The organism is Campylobacter pinnipediorum subsp. pinnipediorum (assembly GCF_002021925.1).
Classification (GTDB): Bacteria; Campylobacterota; Campylobacteria; order Campylobacterales; family Campylobacteraceae; genus Campylobacter_A; species Campylobacter_A pinnipediorum.
This window is the reverse complement of record NZ_CP012546.1, coordinates 1,711,135-1,728,501: the sequence shown is the minus strand read 5'-3', so window position 1 is coordinate 1,728,501 and position 17,367 is coordinate 1,711,135. Positions and strand designations below refer to the sequence as shown.

Below are 17,367 nucleotides of genomic sequence, written 5' to 3'. Positions count from 1 at the left end.
AGTATTCTAAACATAGAATTGAAAAGGAGATACTACATGGCAACATCAGGTATTATAATACAGTTAGTAGGAAATGTTGTCGCAATTGATGCGACTGGAAAAGAAAGGGTTGTCCAAGTAGGCGATGAAGTAGTTTTGGGTGAAGTTATCAAAACGATAGGCGAATCAAGCAAAGTTACTATATCTACAAATGATGATAAGGATATAACATTACTAGGCAATGACACGCTTAGCTTTGATAATAGTGTTACTCAGGTTCAAAGTTTTGGAGATGATGCCATTGCTGATGCTAATTCTTTACAACAAGCAATTTTAAGTGGTGCTGATTTAACTCAACTAGAAGAGACTGCTGCTGGTGGCGACAGTGCTGCTGGAAACGGTGGGGAAGGAACAGGCCAGCTTAATGATAGTGTTTTTGCACAAGGTGGACATGAGTCAAATGTTTATGCTGATTATGGAGATTTAGAAAACATTGCTACAGTTGCAGCTTTAAATACTATCAATGGCGTAGATGGCGGAAGAAGCACTAATACTGACAATACTCCTCCTGTTGTAACCATAAATTCCATTAGCAACAATCATAATACAATCACAGGTATAACAGAACCAAATACTAAAGTTGTTGTAGCATTAGTAGATGGAACTAAAATACCTACAGTTTCAGACAGTGATGGTAAGTGGTCAGTTCCTGTTGATCCAACAAAAACTAAAACAGGTGATAAGGTTACTGCAACAGCTACTGATGGAGCTGGTAATAAAGGTGAAGATACTACGGATATAACTGATGGTACAGCTCTAAATGGTAACACTACAAAATTAATTATAGATGATATTACTGCAGACAATGTATTAAATGCAAAAGAAGCAAGCGAAAATATTAAAGTTACTGGTAAAGTAACAGGAGAATTCAAAGAAGGTGATAAGGTAATTATAACAGTAGATAATACACCATATGAAACTACTGTAGATAGAGATGGTAACTTTGTTGTTTCTATTCCAGGTGAAAAATTGGCAAATGAAAGTGATAAAATAATTGATGGTAAGGTTATTGCTACTGATGAAGCTGGAAATAAAGGCGAAATAACAGCTACTAAAGCCTATGGTGTTGACACAGTAATCCCAGGTGATAGTAACAAAGATGGTCAAATAAATGGTAGTGATAATAACAGTGGCGCTCCAGTAGTAACTATTACAGGAGATGTAAATAATGATGGCTTTATAAACGCTAAAGAATTAACTGATACCATTACTGTTAAAATCGATATACCAGCTAATACAGAAGTTGGAGACACACTAGTTATTACTAACCCAAACGGTTCAGTAGATAAAATTCCTGTCACAGAAGATATAATCAATAAAGGTTATACAAAAGAATATCCAAAATCAGATTTCCCAGAAGGAGTAAAAACAACTGTTTCAGCTAAAGTAGTTGATCTGGCAGGAAATGAAAGTGCAACAGGAACTGATAATGTAATAGTTGACACAACAGCTCCAAATACACCAACAGTAGAAATTCTAGATAGTAATAATATTATCAATATCAATGAAGCTAATAATGGTGTTAAGGTAAAAGTTACACTAGATAAACCTTTGGCAGAAGGCGAAAAAGTAAATATTAAAATTAATGGCGAAGATTTTCCTATAATTGTCAAAAATGGAGAAAAAGACATTGAATTTCTTATTCCTTCAGATAAAGTTCCAACGAATAATACTCCTATAAAAGTAACAGCAACTGTAATTGACAATGCAGGAAATAAATCAAAAGAAGGAGTGGACCAAGTTGATGTTGATACAACACCATTATCACCAAAAGTAACAGAAAATGAAAATGGCACTATAAATATCGACATAGATACAGATAAAGCAGGTGATGCCCAAGAAGCCGTTATAACATATACCCCAGCAGATAGTAATACTCCAGTAACTGCAACAATAAGCAAAGATAGCGATGGAAATTGGACAAGCAATGATTCAAAAGTTCATGTTGATCCTAATACGGGCAAGGCTACTATTAACCCCGAAGATATAAAAAATGATACCGATGTGTCAGTTGTTGCTACTGATAAGGCAGGAAATATAAGTGATGATTCTACGCATATAGCTAATCCAGTTATTAATATAGTAGTTGACAAAGATGAGATAACGGAAGGAAATAATGCAACATATACAGCAACTCTCAATAAGCCTTTAAGTGAAGATAAAACATTAATTGTTAACTTTAATAATGGTCGTGGAGAAACACAAAGCGTAGAAATTACTATACCAAAAGGTAAAACAAGTGTTAAAATTGATTTAGATACAAACTTATTTAGACCTGATGATGTATACAAAGAGTCACAAACTAATGTGGTTATAAGTAATGCTAGTGTTAAAGATAGCAATATTAAAGTAATTCTTGGAAAAGTAACAACAAATATAAAAGACGATCACGATGTTACAGATATATCTCTTGGATTAATAAAAGTATCTACAATTACATCAGGCAACATTAATAATAATAATGGCCTAGTAACAGTTATAGCTAAAAATGAACAAGGCGTAGATATTACAAATGAAAATGGTTTAGGGAAAGGTATATCTCATCATATAGATCCTGAAGGTTTTGGCGTAAAAGGTGATATAACAAATCCTAATAGTGATGGTTCAACTGGTCATCCAGATGAATTACAAAAAGGTGAGTCTTTAGAATTTGGATTTAAAAAACCAGTATTTAGTTTAGATGTTGCATTATCTTGGAGAGCTGGTCAAGAGCATGCAAAAGTTGAATTTTATGATGATAATGGCACTAAATTAGGAAGTGCTCTTATATCTGGTGGTCAGTCAGACTCAGCTCACAGTTTAGCTAATATTCAATATTTTGATGCATCTGGTGAACCAATAACTGTTCTTAAGGATATTCCTGGTGGCAGCGATAGTGTTGATCCTCTATATGCATTTACGCCTGGATATGAGTTTAGTAAAATTAAATTTACAGCACCAGAAGAAGGTGATGATTATTTAATTAATAAAATAGTCTACAAGGAAAAAGTTGATATAACAAGTGAAAATATTGAAACTTTATTAAATAGCTCATCAAAAGTAGAAAATTCACAAAACGAAGAGCATTTAGAATTAGTTGTTACAACATCAAACCCCCCACATAACAATACTACTGTGGTAAATGTTAATGTAAATGGGGAGATACAAAAAGTTCATATAGATGAATATAGTGGTATAGGCAAGATAAAAGGCAAAACAGACCTTAAAACATTTGATGCCAATATAGTAAGTATCGAAGGTGATAAATTTGAAGCTACAAATATAGTAGCAAACAGAATAGTATCGGCTCCAAAAATTAATTTTATAAATGATGGTGAAGATAATATCTTAAATAAAACAGAAAACGAAAATAAAAATGATGGTAATTCTGAAAATACAAAAGCAAACATAACGGTTCCCGATGGTGTTGTTGCTGGAGATAAAGTTTTTGTAACTATAGATTATGATAATGGCACTTCTCGAACAGGGTATTACACAATTGGCTATAACAATCAAGGAATTGGTGAGCATAAAACATTTGAAGCTTTATTACCTGTTGTTAAAGAGGGTGTTATGAAAGTCAAAGCTTATATTAAATCTTCTGACGGCACAAGAATTTCAGCTGATAGTGATGTTGATACAATAACAGTTGACTTAACACCACCAGAGTTAACATTAAACACATCTGATGATATACATAATAATACACCTACAATTAAAGGTGTTACAAATCTACCTAATGATTCAAAAGTTAATGTAGTAATAGTAGATAGTGATAATAATTCTCAAACTATCAAAGCTACTGTCAAAGATGGTCATTTCTCAGTAGCTCCAGAAAATCCTTTGGCTGATGGTGGCTATACTGTTATAGCAACTGCTACAGATGAAGCTCATAATACAACAACTGCTAAAATTTCAGGCAATGTTGATACAGGAGTTACATTAACTATAACTGCTCCAGAAACAGAAGTGGAAGGAGATCAAATTCCTTATACATTTACTTTGTCTAGATCAGTAGATACTAAAACAACAGTAGATGTTCAATTTGTAACAAATGATGGTAAAACTATGACTAGAGCAGTTGTTATAGAAGCTGGTAAAACAGAAGCTACTGTAAATGTTGCTTCTCCAAGAAGCGATAATCCATATCATGACAGCAACATAAATGTGGGTATTTCTAATGTAGCTGTAACATCAGATAATAGAAGTAAAATTATAATAACAAAAGATAGACCTATCACTACAATAGTAGATGATGATGATCCTACAACTGTTTCTATAGCGTTGGTAAAATCATCTGAGATAACAATAGAAAATATTGGGAAAAAAACGTCAGATGGTGTTACTGTTAAGGCTATAAGCGCCAATGGATATAATGCAGAAATTTCTACATATAATGATTACCAACGCGACGGATTTGGTGTGGATGGTGAAAATGGTGTCAAAAAAAGTGACTTTAGTGGAGATATAAGAGAGTTGCAACACGGTGAATCTTTAGAATTTACATTTCCTAAATCAACATTCAGTCTAGACGTTTCATTTGCATGGAGAAATGGCTCATCTGAGACCGCTAAAATTATATTTAAAGATGCCGAAGGTAAAGAGAAAGGAAGTGCTACAATATCTGGTGGTGAAAACGGTATAGATGACAACCATTCAACCACGGTTCAATACTATGATATAAATGGAAATAAAACTCATGCTGAGCTAAATATATCTGGAGGTACAGATAATAATGATAAATCATATACATTTGCTCCTGGATATGAGTTTAAAAAGGCTGAATTTACAGCACCAAATGAAAATGATGATTATTTGATTCACAAAATAGTTTATAAAGAAAAAGTTATAGATAATGAAACTATCAAAGATTTGATAGAAAATCATTCAGAAGATGTAGAATGGGTTGTTACAACTTCTAATCCTCCACATAATGATACCACTGTAGTTACAGTTGATGTAAACGGAACTACGCAAGAAGTTCGTATAGATGGTGCTAGTGGTATAGGTAAAATCAAAGATATGGAAAATCATAAAACTTTTAATGGCAATATTACTAAAGTTGAAGGTCATCCGTTTGAAAGTGTAAAAATAGAAGTGAAAGCCACTCCTACTGACACTAATGTTAGAGATACATTAGATGATGATTCTGATGCAGTGAATGTTACTTTAGATGGCATCATAACAAAATCAACAAGTATAACAGTGGATACAGTAACAGACAAAAAAGTAGAAGGTATAACACTAACCGCCGAAGGTCCATATGGAGAATCAGCTAGTATTTCTACTGTAAAAAATACAGAACACGATGGATTTGGTGTAGAAGGAGATACTTCTAGATATTATGATAAAACTGATTCCGATGGCGGTGCAGACAGTAAAGAACTTGGATATTTAGCCGATACAGGCAGTGAAAAAATTATACTAACATTAAAAGATAATCAAGCTGATAGTATTCAAGCTAAATTTGCTTGGAAAAATTCACAAGAAAGTGCAAAAATTGAGTTTTATAGAGGTGATGAATTAGTTGGAGAGCAAACTATTACAGGAGAAAATAGCAATGACCGAGTTGATGAGACAAGGATATTAAGACCAGAAGGTAAAAATAATAATACTTTCTTTGATAAAGTTGTATTCTCAGCTCCTAACAAAGGCGATGATTATCTAATCAACGAAATAAAAGTAAATACTATCACTATAGACAAAGATGCCAACATCACAAAAGAGATCATTAAAGAAGATGGCGGAGATGTTATACTTACCGTTAAAACTTCAGTTCCTCCGCAAGATAAGTATCCAGCAACAGCTGTTATCGAACTAAATAATGGTGTAAAAAAAGAAGTTGTGCTTGATGAAAAAGGCGAAGGAATAGTAAAAGTTAAACTTTCAGATATCCATCAAGAAGCTAATGCTAAAGATTTTATTATCAATGCAAAAGTTATTGAGATCAAAGGTGGAAATTTTGAAGATGTAAATCTTAAAAATGCAAATTGGGATCAAATTAAACATATAATAGATTCTGAAAATAACAAAGAAGAGCAGTCTGCAGAAAAAGAGACAGATGGCAAAGTTACATCTCTAACCGAAAAAGAAAATGGTGGTAAAGAGGGTGTTTCTCAAAGCATAGATGATGATCAAAATGATAATGGTTCTGTATATAAAGAAATATCTATTGATAGTAAATATAAGGGACTTTCTGGTGAAGCTTATTTGTATCAAAGTAGTATTTCAAGTGGTCACGCAAATCATGTGTTTGAGCCAAATAAAGATGGAAGTAGGAATAAAATAGCTTGGAAAGGCGGCGATGTATCAGATGAAAAATACATATCAAATGCTGAGTATTATTTAAGTGATCCAGAAAAGGTTGGTATCAAGTCAAATGCTTCATTTACTATAGATAAACTGGAAGCAAATCATGGAAATAATAGGAATTATCATGAAGATTTAATTAATGGTTTAAAAGGACAAAGCCACATTAAGAATTTTGAATCACATGAACATCATACAAAAGAATATGGTAAAGATACTATATTTAAGTATAGTGGCACTTTCCTTACTGCCGGTCATGATGCTAAAATGTTTATGGACTTTGGTCAAACTAACGGTCTTGCGGTAGTTAAGATAGATGGTCAAGTGGTTTCACGTTTCTCATCTAATGGTAAGTATGGATTTAATATATTTAATTGGCAAGGTAAATTACATAATGAATTTAATGTTCATTTTGATAACATAGAGCCGCATAAAATAGAAGTTATAATTGCACAGTCTGGAAGTAAGTCTACTGCTCCAATTAAAGTAGGCTTTATTGCACCAGATAAAACCCATGTTCCATTGGGAGAAGAGCATACAGGGCTTGATATAAAAGTATACAACAATGACTTTAAAGTTCCTGAAGGTGTTCATTATGATGCCGATACAAATTCTTATGTTTACGATGCTACTTCGGAAGGACATGCTTCTAGTGTTGTTTCTCATCCTCAACCAAGAATGGCTTCATCTTATGGTTCTGAAAATGACTATGAACAAATAGATAGCGAATTACTAGAGGATATAATCTCAGAACAAAAAACAGATGTTAAGTCTTTTGCGGCTACAAATACATTACTTATCAATGTAGATGATGGTAGTGTTGATTTGTCAAAACTTGATAGCATTAAAAACAATGATGAGCCTATCAAGCCAAGCATTGATAAGGTTAATCTTGTTGATGTAGGTTTAGATGATGATAAAAATTCTTTAGATACAGTATTGCCTGAAACTAAAGAAGCTCAAGACATTAAAACAGAAGTTTCTGAGATAAGCCCAGCTTCTGAGCTTAGTTCTGAGCAAAAAGTTGAGAATTTATTGTCTAGTAAAACTCAAAAAACAATTACAACACCACACTCAGACACTGATGTTGGTGGTGTTGACAATGTTCAGCCATTACAAGAAGTTAATTCTGCAGATGAGTTTGTAAACAAACATTAATCAGGGTAGTATAACTTCTATCTTTCTTGTTCGGGGTCTTTCTCGAACAAGAAAATTTATACGACAAGCATAGACTATCTTTGTTTGTCGTATCTTATAAATATAAAATCAACACTCTTTTTATTACATTTAACAACGATATGCTTATCTACTTATATTAAAGATATAGGTTAACCAAGTCTTATTATGAAAGCTTTTTATTACTAAAATAAATTTTTGCTAGGATGTTTTATAAAGACAACTATAACTTACAACTATATTGCAGTAGCCAAATTCATATCCAATTACCACTCAAAATCTTAAATTTACAAACAACAAATACCTATTTTTATCATTTTTTTGGTAAAATCTATACCAAATTTATAATCTTTAGGATTTATTATGAAACTTTTTGGAACAGATGGTGTCAGGGGAAAAGCCGGAGAAAAGCTATCAGCTCAAACGGCTATGAAACTCGCAATGGCAGCTGGAATTTACTTTAGAGATCATTCAAATACAAATACGATATTAGTCGGAAAAGACACTAGAAAAAGTGGCTATATGATAGAAACAGCCATAGTCGCTGGACTTACAGCGGTTGGGTACAATGTCCTTCAGATAGGCCCTATGCCAACCCCTGCGGTTGCATTTTTGACAGAAGATATGAGATGTGATGCTGGCATAATGATAAGCGCTAGTCACAATCCTTACTATGATAATGGCATAAAATTTTTTGATAGCAACGGTGATAAACTTGCAAAAGATATAGAAAAACAGATAGAAGATATATATTTTGATGATGAGATGATACTAAATGCACAAAAGACTATGGCACAAATCGGTGCAAACAAAAGGATAGATGATGTGATAGGGCGATACATCGTTCAGATAAAAAACTCATTTCCAAAAGAGCTAACATTAAAAAATATGAGGATAGTCCTAGATGTGGCAAATGGTGCGGCTTATAAGGTAGCCCCGACTGTATTTAGCGAACTTGGAGCAGATGTAGTTGTGCTAAACGATGAGCCAAATGGAATCAATATCAATCAAAACTGCGGTGCATTGCACCCTGAGTACCTTGCTAGTGAGGTGCAAAGACTTAGAGCTGATATAGGCTTTGCTTTTGATGGCGATGCTGATAGATTGGTTGTTGTTGATGAGCTTGGCGATATAGTTCATGGAGATGCTTTGCTTGGTGTTTTGAGCATGTTTTTATCACAGCAAGGAGCATTAAAAGGCAATGCACTTGTAGCAACGATAATGAGTAATCAGGCTTTGGAGGACTATCTCAAAGCGAATGATATAAAGCTACTTCGTTCAAATGTAGGCGATAAATATGTGCTTGAGATGATGAAAGAAAATGGCATAAACTTTGGAGGCGAGCAAAGCGGACATGTTATTTTTAATGATTATGCAAAGACTGGCGATGGCTTGGTGACTGCTATGCAAGTTGTTGCTATGATACTTAAAAAAGGTAAGAAAGTAAGTAAAATTTTTAGCGAGCTAAAGCCATATCCGCAAATTTTATGCAACCTTCAAGTTACGGATAAAAAACCACTTGAAGAGATTGACGGGCTTAAAGAGCTAGAACAAGAGCTTCAAGCACAGTCTATAAGGACACTTTTTAGGTATTCTGGGACAGAAAATGTCATCAGGCTTTTGCTTGAAGGCAAAAACGAAGCCTTGATAGATAATAAAATGCAAGAAGTTAAAGCATTTTTCAAAAAAGCTCTAAATAGATAAGCTTTGAAAAGACAAATTTATACTTTTTTATCGGTTTTTGTTGTTATCTTGGTTATAGACCAAGCTATAAAATACTTTTTTGTAAGCACAAACTATCAGCTTAACGGCGAGTATATCTCGCTTGTCCTTGCTTACAATACCGGTGTCGCTTTTTCTATGTTTGCATTTTTGGCCCAAAACTTGAAATTTGTGCAAATTGCACTTATTTTTGCGCTATTTGGCTATCTTTTGTATGAAAAAAAACTCCTAAAATCAAACCTAATAAACTTTGCGATGATTTTTGGCTCTGGGATATCAAACATACTAGATAGGTTTACTTATGGTGCAGTGGTTGATTATGTATTTTGGCATAAGTGGTTTGAGTTTGCGATATTTAACTTCGCTGATGTGATGATAAACATATCTGTGTTTTTGATTATTATAAAAAACTTCATTAAAAAGGAAAAAGATGAATAACCCTTATATAGCTTATGCTCTTTGGTTTTTTGTGGGTTGGCTTGGTGCCCATAGGCTCTATCTTGGAAGGTTTATAAGTGGCTTTTTTATGATGGGACTATTTTTTGTCGGAAGTGCTTTTGCTTGGATATTTATAGGTTGGATATTTTTAATCATCTGGGGTATTTGGTGGCTTATGGATGTGTTTTTGATAGGTGTTTGTATAGAACAAAACCTAAAAAAAGATAGTTTTAAAAAAGACCTAGAGCTAAAAGACAAAGAAGAAGAGCTAAAAAAGCTTTATGAACTTTACGAACAAAACAAGATAACAAAAGCCGAGCTTGAGGCCAAAAAAGAAATTTTATTTAGATAGGAGGAGAAGATGGCGGATTATTATTTATATTTTAAATTTTTACACTACATATTTTTTATATCTTGGATGGCTATGCTTTTTTATCAGCCAAGACTTTATGTGTATCACGCTGAAAATATCCACAATCCTGAGTATGTAAAGATAGTTGAGGTGATGGAATATAAGATGTATAAATATATAGGCTATCCAGCGCTTATAGGCTCTTTTGCTACTGGTGCTTTGATACTTTTGGCTATGCCTGACTTGCTTAAAACAGGACATATTCATCTAAAGCTTGTGATAGTTGTGCTTATGGCGGCTTATCATTTTCATCTTGGTAGCTATATGAAACAACTAAAAAACAAAACCTGTAAAAGAGATGGTATGTTTTTTAGAGCGTACAACGAAGTTCCTACGGTTTGTATGCTTGTAATTATTTGGATTATGATAGTAAATCCATTTTGATTTTGCATTTTGCTAGTGAAATATATCTTTTTGCTGGCAAATTTTATATTAAAATCTTTTGACTTTTTGTATCATTAATGATTTAATCAATAAAAAAATATTAAAGTAGCTATATAGTATAATGAAACCAACTTAGCAAACCACACACAAAAAGTTTGCAAGATGGGTTTTGGAAATAAAAACAAAATCAAGTGAAGGTATAGCGCGAAGTATCTATTGTTATCAAAAAAGCAAATTTTAGTATTAATAAGTGCAGTCAAAAAAAGATAAACTACCAAGATCAATAATACAAATAGCAAAAGCTAGATTAAAAGAATTTGAAAATGGGAACAATTAGTTTTGATAGTGTATTTAACGAGATGATGAAAGATGAAGAGTTTAAAAAAGAGTATGAAGCTTTAATACATGAATTTGAACTTAAAAAACAACTTATAAAAGCTAGAATCAAAAGCAATATGACACAAACACAGATTGCTAAAAAAATGAATATGAAGCAGTCAAATTTAGCTAGATTTGAACAGTCGATAGATTCAAAATTTAGCACGATTTTAAAATATGCTAAAGCTGTGGGGTTAAAAGAGCTTAAAATTTCTATACAATAATCTTTAATTTCATAATTCTTTGAATAATATAAAAAATCTTTATATGATTTTAGTATATGACTTTTTATGATAAGTTATATTTTTTGGTTTAAAATTTACTTTGTTTTTTTTATCATTTTTATTATAAATAATAACCAAATTTTGATATTTTTCAAAAATTTTGCATTTTTTACAAATTTTTTCATTTTAACTATAAAGTTTTTAAATTTTAAACCGATTTTATTAGCAAATAACCATAAGGATAGGTTATTAATTAAACATTAAAAGGATTTATAATGAGCTTTAGAATTAATACAAACATTAATGCTATGAACTCACATGCAAATGCAGTTGGTAACAACAGAAACTTATCTAACTCTCTAGGTAGACTTTCATCAGGTTTGAGAATTCAAACAGCAGCAGATGATGCTTCTGGTCTAGCTATTGCAGATAGTTTAAGATCACAAGCAAGTGCTTTAGGTCAAGCTATAGCAAATGGTAATGATGCTATAGGTATCATACAAGTAGCTGATAAAGCTATGGATGAACAACTTAAAATACTTGATACTATAAAAGTAAAAGCTACTCAAGCAGCTCAAGATGGTCAAACAACAAGATCAAGACAAGCACTACAAGCTGACATAGTAAGACTTATGGAAGAACTAGATAACATAGGTAACTCTACATCATTTAACGGTCAACAACTACTAAATGGAACATTCTCAAATAAAGAGTTTCAAATAGGTGCATACTCAAACCAAACAGTAAAATCTAGCATAGGTGCTACTACATCTGATAAGATAGGACTTACTAGGTTTGAGAGTAGCAAGCTGATAACAGCAGGTGCGGCTGGTGCAGTAACACTTACCTTTATAAACGTAGATGGTATAAACAATGTAAAAGTTGCAGCTACAGAACTATCTTATGGTCTTGGCAAAGGTATTGGTGCTTTAGCTGAAAACATCAACAAAGTAGCAGATCAAAGTGGTGTAAGAGCTACGTTTGATGTAACTATTATAGCCAGTAAAGCTATTACTGCTGGATCTATAGTTTCATTAAATATAAATGGTGTTAAAATAGGTGATCTTGAGGTTAAAGCAAATGATAGCAATGGAACCCTTGTAAATGCCATAAACTCTGTAAAAGATCAAACAGGTGTAGAAGCATCTATAGATCCACAAGGAAAGCTTGTGCTTACAAGTCGTGATGGTCGTGCTATAAAAATTTCTGGCGGAGAAAAAGCAGGTGATGATAAAATCGGTGCGCGTTTAGGTGTGTCAGATAAGATTTCACTAAGTAAAAACATGTTTATCGGTCGCCTTAACCTTGTAAGACTTGATGGTAGAGATATAAAGATAAGTAGTAGTGATAATAGTGGTAAATTTTCTGTCGCATTTAGTGCTGATGGTGGAAATCAAGCATCTGTATCACTAAGAGAGATAAAAGGACAGATAGCTTCAAATACTGCTGCAGCTATGGGATTTCAAAGAATGACAAAAGGAGAAATGACCTCTGCCCAATCAGCAGGTGTTATGACACTACGTGGTGCTATGGCTGTTATGGATATAGCCGAGTCAGCTCAAAGAACACTAGACTTTATTAGATCTGATCTTGGTTCTGTTCAAAACCAACTAGTAGCTACTGTAAATAACATAACAGTAACACAGGTAAACGTAAAATCAGCAGAATCACAAATAAGAGATGTAGACTTTGCAGCAGAATCAGCAAACTTCTCAAAATACAACATACTAGCTCAATCAGGCTCTTATGCTATGAGTCAAGCTAATAGTGTTCAACAAAACGTATTAAAATTACTTCAGTAATTTAATTATTCTTTACAGCCAAAAGTTTTGGCTGTAAAATTTATATCATAAAAAGCAAAAATTAAATTTTTCTTACCATCATATGATTTTATAAGCTTATTTTTATCTCTAAAAATTTATTATATTGTTTGTTGATCAAAAATAGATTTTGCTTAAGAAAAACTTGTAAATCATAGATAACAAAGGGTTTAATTATTTAAAAAACAATTAAGGATATAAAATGTCTGTTTTGACAAAAGAAGAGATACTTAAATATTTAGCTCAAATAAAGCCACAGCTTCAAGAAGATGGTATCAAAGAAATAGGACTTTTTGGAAGCTATGCTAAAGGATATGCAGATGAAAACTCAGATATTGATATAGTTATTTTTGCAGATAAGATAGATTTTTTAGATAGGCTTGATGTTTATGGTATACTTGAATATTTAGAAAAATTAAAGGCAAAAATTTCAGCTAAATTTCACAAATCTGTTGATATTTGTGATTATTACAATAAAGAAAGACTATATAACAACAAGATTACAAAAGGAGCTATTTTTGTCTAGTAAAGTAGTATATAGATTGTGTTTAGCTATAGAAAAAATAGATCAAATATTTGATATTTGTAAAGAAAAAGGCACGGTTGAAGCATTAAAAGATGAAAAACTTGCAAAACCAGCCATAATGAAACACTTTGATGTGATTCATCAGCAATTTGAAAAAATGGAAAAAGCACAAGAGTATAAAACATTAAGTAGATTTGATCAAAAAGATTTAAAGGGAATAAGAAGTATTAGAAATTGGTCTTCGCATGATTATGACAACATAGAAAACGAAATCATAGAAAAAATTATTCGTGAAATATTGCCAAATTTTAAAAAAAGCATACAAGAAGTTTTAAAAGAAACCAAAAAAGATTTGCAAAAAGATTGAATATTTTGATAAAAAAGTAAAGTATTTAAATTTTTGTAAATATCATTAAAATTAATTTCTAAATATTTTAAAACATATAAATTTATCCAAAATTCAATCAAACAATTTTTCATTTTACTCAACGTTTAAGCTGCAACGAAACTAATAAAATTTTTTAAAATCAGAATTTTGATTTATTAAATTTTTAAATCTATTTGAAATAATCTTTATCTTTAAAAAATTCTCATATAAATTTTAAAAAATTCACAAAATTCCTAAAAAATTTGCATTTTTTTCACATTTTCTTGCTCCCCCCCCCTAAAGGTTCTAAATTTTGAACCGATTTAATTATCAAATAACCATAAGGATAGGTTATTAATTAAACATTAAAAGGATTTATAATGAGCTTTAGAATTAATACAAACATTAATGCTATGAACTCACATGCAAATGCAGTTGGTAACAACAGAAACTTATCTAACTCTCTAGGTAGACTTTCATCAGGTTTGAGAATTCAAACAGCAGCAGATGATGCTTCTGGTCTAGCTATTGCAGATAGTTTAAGATCACAAGCAAGTGCTTTAGGTCAAGCTATAGCAAATGGTAATGATGCTATAGGTATCATACAAGTAGCTGATAAAGCTATGGATGAGCAACTTAAAATACTTGATACTATCAAAGTAAAAGCTACTCAAGCAGCTCAAGATGGTCAAACAACAAGATCAAGACAAGCACTACAAGCTGACATAGTAAGACTTATGGAAGAACTAGATAACATAGGTAACTCTACATCATTTAACGGTCAACAACTACTAAATGGAACATTCTCAAATAAAGAGTTTCAAATAGGTGCATACTCAAACCAAACAGTAAAATCTAGCATAGGTGCTACTACATCTGATAAGATAGGACTTACTAGGTTTGAGAGTAGTAAGTTGATAACAGGTGCGGCTGGTGCAGTATCACTTACATTTATAAACGTTGATGGTATAAACAATGTAAAAGTAGCTGCTACTGTTATATCAACGGGTCTTGGTAAAGGTCTTGGTGCTTTAGCTGAAAATATCAACAAAGTAGCAGATAAAACAGGTGTAAGAGCTACATTTGATGTTACAGCAATAGCAGAAAAAGCTATATCAGGTGGAACAATAAGATCTCTAACTATAAATGGTGTTAAAATAGGTGATCTTGATGTAAAAGCAAATGATGAAAATGGAACCCTTGTAAATGCCATAAACTCTGTAAAAGATCAAACAGGTGTAGAAGCCTCTATAGATCCTCAAGGTAAGCTTGTACTTACAAGTCGTGATGGTCGTGCTATAAAAATGACAGGTGATGATGGTCAAAACAATAAAGTAGGCGAAGCTCTTGGTATGTCTGCAAAGGTCGGCAAGATGCTAGGTGATAATATGTTTGTAGGTCGTCTTAACCTTGTTCGTCTTGATGGTAGAGATATAAAGATAAGTGGCGGAGATCAAGGTAAAAGCAATGGAGCTTTCTCTACAGCATTTAGTGCTGGACAGAATGGTGATGAGGGTGGCTCTCAGCATTCAGTATCACTTAGAGAGATAAAAGGACAGATAGATGCTAAGGTAGCTGCGGCTATGGGATTTCAACGTATGTCAAAAGGAGAAATGGAGTCCCCTCAATCAGCTGGTGTTATGACTCTACGTGGTGCTATGGCTGTTATGGATATAGCAGAGTCAGCTCAAAGAACACTTGACTTTATCAGATCTGATCTTGGTTCTGTTCAAAACCAACTAGTAGCTACTGTAAATAACATAACAGTAACACAGGTAAATGTAAAATCAGCAGAATCACAAATAAGAGATGTAGACTTTGCAGCAGAATCAGCAAACTTCTCAAAATACAACATACTAGCTCAATCAGGCTCTTATGCTATGAGTCAAGCTAATAGCGTTCAACAAAACGTATTAAAATTATTACAATAGTTTTTTAATACTCTTTTATCCCTACTGCTCTTGGTGGTAGGGATACTTTTATAGTATAATTCCTAAAATATTTTTAGGATATAAAATGACAGACGCAGACAAACAACAAGATATAGTAGATGAGCTTTCAACCTCCTATGATGAGATGACATATAAATCATCTGCTTTTGCTCAATGTTCCCCTTTGAAACTTGAAGCTTGTGCTAAGCTTTTATCGCTTGACACAAAACCATCAGAAAATGCAAAGATACTTGAGATAGGATGCTCTTTTGGTGGAAATCTCATACCATTTGCCCTGCATAATCCAAATGCTACCATAGTAGGCGTTGATCTAAGTCGTGAGCAGATAAAGCAAGGCAAAGAGATAGTGAGTAACTTAGAGCTTCAAAATCTAGAGCTTATATGTGGCGATATAACAAAAGCAGATGAGATTTTAGCTAGATATGAAAAGTTTGATTATATCATATGTCATGGGGTATATAGTTGGGTGCCTGATTTTGTAAAAGAGGCTATACTAAAAACTATAAAAAATTACTTAGCAAAAAATGGAGTAGCTTACGTATCTTATAATGTCTATCCTGGGTGGAAATTTAAAGAAGTTGTTAAAGACTATATGCAGTTTGTATCAAAAGATGGACAAACACTTATCGAAAAGCTGAGTCTAGCCAAAGAAGGGTTAAGGGTATACAAAGACTATCTTTTAAAAAAAGATGATAATGAGTCAAAAATATCATTAGAGTGGATAGAAAAAATTTTAAAATATGACAGTTCGTATATGGCACACGAATATCTTGAAACCATAAATGATCCCTTTTATTTTAGAGATTTTGCAAATGATCTTTCAAAACACTCGTTAGAATATCTGTGCGAGATTGATATGAATGATATATTTGCTCCAATGCTTGGAGATAGTGAAGGTGCAGATGAATTTATGAAACAAAACTTTAAAGATAGGATAGATGAAGAGCAGTTTATGGACTTTGCTACTTTTAGGACATTTAGACAAAGTCTTATTGTCCATAGTGATACCTTTAAGGAGCTAAAACAAGATATAGGGGTAAATGAGATAAGCAAACTTCATATTATCGAACACTTTACAAAAGATAATGATATATACACAAACAAGAAAAAACAGATAATGCCAAATGATTATAATTGGCTATATGAGCTTTTTAATAGCATGTATCCATCTAGTATAAATTTAGCAGATGTGTTGACTTTGATAGACCCAAAGCTCAAACTAGACTCATATCTAGGTTTTATAGAACTTCTTAAAAAAAATACTGTATTTTTATCAAAACCATATGAAACTATTCGTTATGAGATAAATCAAACTAGACTAAAGCCAAAGCTTGTGCCATACATAAGGTATTTTTTAAAAACAGATAATCCTGTCATAGGTTTTGCAACTGAGTTTAATGAGCTTTTTATAGATACCAAAAAATATGATTTTTATATCATGTTAAAATTTGATGGCAAAAATACCATTCATGATATAGCAGGTGATTTTATAAAATATCTAAAAAACAACAACATAACACTAAAAGATGACAATAAAAAAGATATAACAAGTAAAAGCAAACTAAATAAATTTGCACTTGAGTATGTTATGGATATTGAAAACATACTAGCACAGATGCATTTTTTTGAGAGATTTTAGAG

Annotated in this window: 11 protein-coding genes; all 11 read left to right on the top strand. The window is 32.4% G+C overall.

Annotation, left to right across the window (positions count from 1 at the left end; translation table 11 throughout):
• The first annotated feature begins 36 nt into the window (after positions 1 to 36).
• The 11 genes from CPIN17260_RS08780 to CPIN17260_RS08730 all read left to right on the top strand — a co-directional run bounded on the left by CPIN17260_RS08780 (position 37) and on the right by CPIN17260_RS08730 (position 17,365).
• Positions 37 to 7,485, top strand: a complete 7,449-nt coding sequence (locus CPIN17260_RS08780; protein ID WP_078440900.1) for a retention module-containing protein — start codon at positions 37 to 39, stop codon at positions 7,483 to 7,485.
• Between the two features lie 381 nt (positions 7,486 to 7,866).
• Positions 7,867 to 9,207, top strand: a complete 1,341-nt coding sequence (glmM, locus tag CPIN17260_RS08775) for a phosphoglucosamine mutase (RefSeq protein ID WP_078440899.1) — start codon at positions 7,867 to 7,869, stop codon at positions 9,205 to 9,207.
• A gap of 3 nt (positions 9,208 to 9,210) precedes the next feature.
• A complete protein-coding gene (gene lspA, locus CPIN17260_RS08770; protein WP_078388131.1) occupies positions 9,211 to 9,663 on the top strand; it encodes a signal peptidase II in 453 nt (150 codons plus the stop codon).
• Positions 9,656 to 10,015 carry an NINE protein gene (locus CPIN17260_RS08765; RefSeq protein WP_069633369.1) on the top strand — a complete coding sequence of 120 codons (360 nt, stop codon included), beginning with the start codon at positions 9,656 to 9,658 and terminating at the stop codon, positions 10,013 to 10,015. Before lspA ends, CPIN17260_RS08765 begins: the two co-directional genes overlap by 8 nt.
• Before the next feature lie 9 nt (positions 10,016 to 10,024).
• Entirely contained in the window at positions 10,025 to 10,459 is a 435-nt protein-coding gene (hemJ, locus tag CPIN17260_RS08760; protein ID WP_069633368.1) for a protoporphyrinogen oxidase HemJ, read from the top strand.
• Positions 10,460 to 10,782: 323 nt separating this feature from the next.
• Positions 10,783 to 11,061: a helix-turn-helix domain-containing protein gene (locus CPIN17260_RS08755; protein ID WP_078440898.1), complete on the top strand. Its 279-nt coding sequence runs from the start codon at positions 10,783 to 10,785 to the stop codon at positions 11,059 to 11,061.
• Positions 11,062 to 11,336: 275 nt separating this feature from the next.
• Positions 11,337 to 12,863, top strand: coding sequence for a flagellin B (locus CPIN17260_RS08750; protein ID WP_078440897.1), 1,527 nt, complete (start codon positions 11,337 to 11,339; stop codon positions 12,861 to 12,863).
• Between the two features lie 220 nt (positions 12,864 to 13,083).
• The gene (locus tag CPIN17260_RS08745) at positions 13,084 to 13,407 is read left to right on the top strand and encodes a nucleotidyltransferase family protein (RefSeq protein ID WP_069633445.1); all 324 of its coding nucleotides are present in this window, start codon (positions 13,084 to 13,086) and stop codon (positions 13,405 to 13,407) included.
• Positions 13,400 to 13,774 carry a HepT-like ribonuclease domain-containing protein gene (locus CPIN17260_RS08740; RefSeq protein ID WP_078388125.1) on the top strand — a complete coding sequence of 125 codons (375 nt, stop codon included), beginning with the start codon at positions 13,400 to 13,402 and terminating at the stop codon, positions 13,772 to 13,774. Before CPIN17260_RS08745 ends, CPIN17260_RS08740 begins: the two co-directional genes overlap by 8 nt.
• A gap of 380 nt (positions 13,775 to 14,154) precedes the next feature.
• Positions 14,155 to 15,705, top strand: coding sequence for a flagellin B (locus tag CPIN17260_RS08735; RefSeq protein WP_078440896.1), 1,551 nt, complete (start codon positions 14,155 to 14,157; stop codon positions 15,703 to 15,705).
• An 85-nt stretch (positions 15,706 to 15,790) separates the two neighbouring features.
• Positions 15,791 to 17,365 (top strand): class I SAM-dependent methyltransferase, encoded by a 1,575-nt coding sequence (locus CPIN17260_RS08730; RefSeq protein WP_078440895.1) that lies wholly within the window; start codon positions 15,791 to 15,793, stop codon positions 17,363 to 17,365.
• The last annotated feature ends 2 nt before the right edge of the window (positions 17,366 to 17,367 follow it).